The sequence below is a fragment of the Pseudomonas sp. HMWF006 genome (assembly GCF_003061205.1).
Lineage (GTDB): Bacteria > Pseudomonadota > Gammaproteobacteria > Pseudomonadales > Pseudomonadaceae > Aquipseudomonas > Aquipseudomonas monsensis.
In genome coordinates this window covers 1-1,824 of the sequence record NZ_QAIU01000320.1, presented here as the reverse complement: position 1 = coordinate 1,824, position 1,824 = coordinate 1, and the positions used below count along the sequence as shown (strand labels likewise).

The following is a 1,824-nucleotide window of genomic DNA, read 5'->3' as shown; positions in this document are numbered from 1 at the left end:
CTTTTTATATTATGGGCGCTTTGGAGCGAAAGGAGTTTTGGGTGCCTGTGCCGAATGACCATTTTTTTGTCGAGTTATTTGCATTGTTTTTTGGGGGGCTTTCACTGTCAATTATTTCATCAATTTTAATTCTTTCGGGGTTGGTGACTCTAATCAAAGAAAAAAGCATGAGGGTTGTCTTGTGGGTTGTTGTCATATGGGTCGTGGTGTGCGTGATGGTCCCTTATTTGCGCTCCTTATATGTTCAGCCTGTGTTGACGATGCGTAACCTTATTGTTGTATTGCCTGCGCTTATGCTGTTGTTGGGGTACGGAGTCTCGCAGTTGAGGGATCGAGTTGTTTTTAACAGTGTTGTATTTGTGATGTTTAGCTTTTCAATGACCCCGCTTTTTACTGATGAAAAACCTGTTTTTACATATGAAAATCAACTGCGCCCTGTCAGCCAGATGCGTGACGTGATAAAGAATTTGATTGACCACTGTTCTAGCTGCTTAATATATTCACCTGATGTGATAGAAGCTCAGGGATACGCCAAGATTTTAGGCTCTACGCTGAAATTCAGAAGCATTGATTTGATGGAGAAAGATATTGAGTCCAGCGCGAAGCCTTTGGATTTTTTTATTTTTACGACGCGTGGCACATGGGAGGATGATACGAGTTATATGAACAGGATCGGATTTTATTTAGTTAAGGGAAATCAGAATGGTGACTCATCAAGTAACGAGTACCGGTCTAATCACTGATGAGCAAAACTCCCGCAACGCTGGGTTTTGAGCGTTGCGGGAAGTGTTTAGGCAGCCTTGATTTCACCCGGTTCAAAACTGTCCGCCCGCGCCATCTGCCACATCCGCGAATAGAACTCGCCGTTCACTTCCCCGGTGAGCAACTCGCCGGGTTTGAGGAACACATGCAATTGCGAAAACAGTTTGATTTCAGTCGCTGACATGCGTCGCACCAGGTGTTTGGCCGACAGTTGCGACGGATGCTCAAGACCGGCAGCGGCAAGCATTTCCGCCAGCGCCTTGAGCGTATTGCGGTGGAAGTTGTAGACGCGCTGGGCCTTGTCCGGCACCACCAGTGCGCGTTGGCGCAAGGCGTCCTGAGTCGCCACGCCGGTCGGGCATTTGTTGGTGTGGCAGCTTTGCGACTGGATGCAGCCGATGGCGAACATGAAGCCGCGCGCGGAGTTGGCCCAGTCGGCGCCGATGGCCAGCACGCTGGCGATGTCGAAGGCGCTGACGATCTTGCCGCTGGCGCCGAGTTTGATCTTGTCGCGCAGGTTCAGGCCCACAAGGGTGTTGTGCACAAACAGCAGGCCTTCGCGCATCGGCACGCCGATGTGGTCGGTGAACTCCACTGGCGCGGCGCCGGTGCCGCCTTCCTTGCCATCGACGACGATGAAGTCCGGCAGGATGCCGGTTTCCAGCATGGCCTTGGCGATGCCCATGAACTCCCATGGATGACCGAGGCAGAACTTGAAGCCCACCGGTTTGCCGCCGGACAGTTCACGCAATTGCTGGATGAACTGCATCAGCTCGATGGGTGTGGAAAACGCGCTGTGGCGTGACGGCGAGATGCAGTCTTCGCCCATCTGGATGCCGCGGGTGTCAGCGATTTCCTGGGTGACCTTGTGTTTGGGCAGGATCCCGCCGTGGCCCGGTTTGGCGCCCTGGCTCATCTTGATTTCGATCATCCGCACTTGCGGATTTTGCGCCTGGGCGGCGAAGCGTTCCGGGTCGAAGCGGCCGTCGCTGGTGCGGCAACCGAAGTAGCCGCTGCCCAGTTCCCAGGTCAGGTCGCCGCCGTGTTCACGGTGATAGGGGC

General features: G+C 53.6%; 2 protein-coding genes. One reads left to right on the top strand and one right to left on the bottom strand.

Annotation, left to right across the window (positions count from 1 at the left end; genetic code table 11):
* Window positions 1-743, top strand: a 743-nt coding sequence (locus DBR24_RS13065; protein ID WP_218278135.1) for a hypothetical protein, incomplete at its 5' end; no start/stop codon positions are given.
* 47 nt (window positions 744-790) lie between these two features.
* On the opposite strand, the gene DBR24_RS13060 is transcribed toward DBR24_RS13065, so the two are convergent.
* The coding region (locus DBR24_RS13060) for an FMN-binding glutamate synthase family protein (RefSeq protein ID WP_146189033.1) at window positions 791-1,824 on the bottom strand (1,034 nt) is incomplete at its 5' end.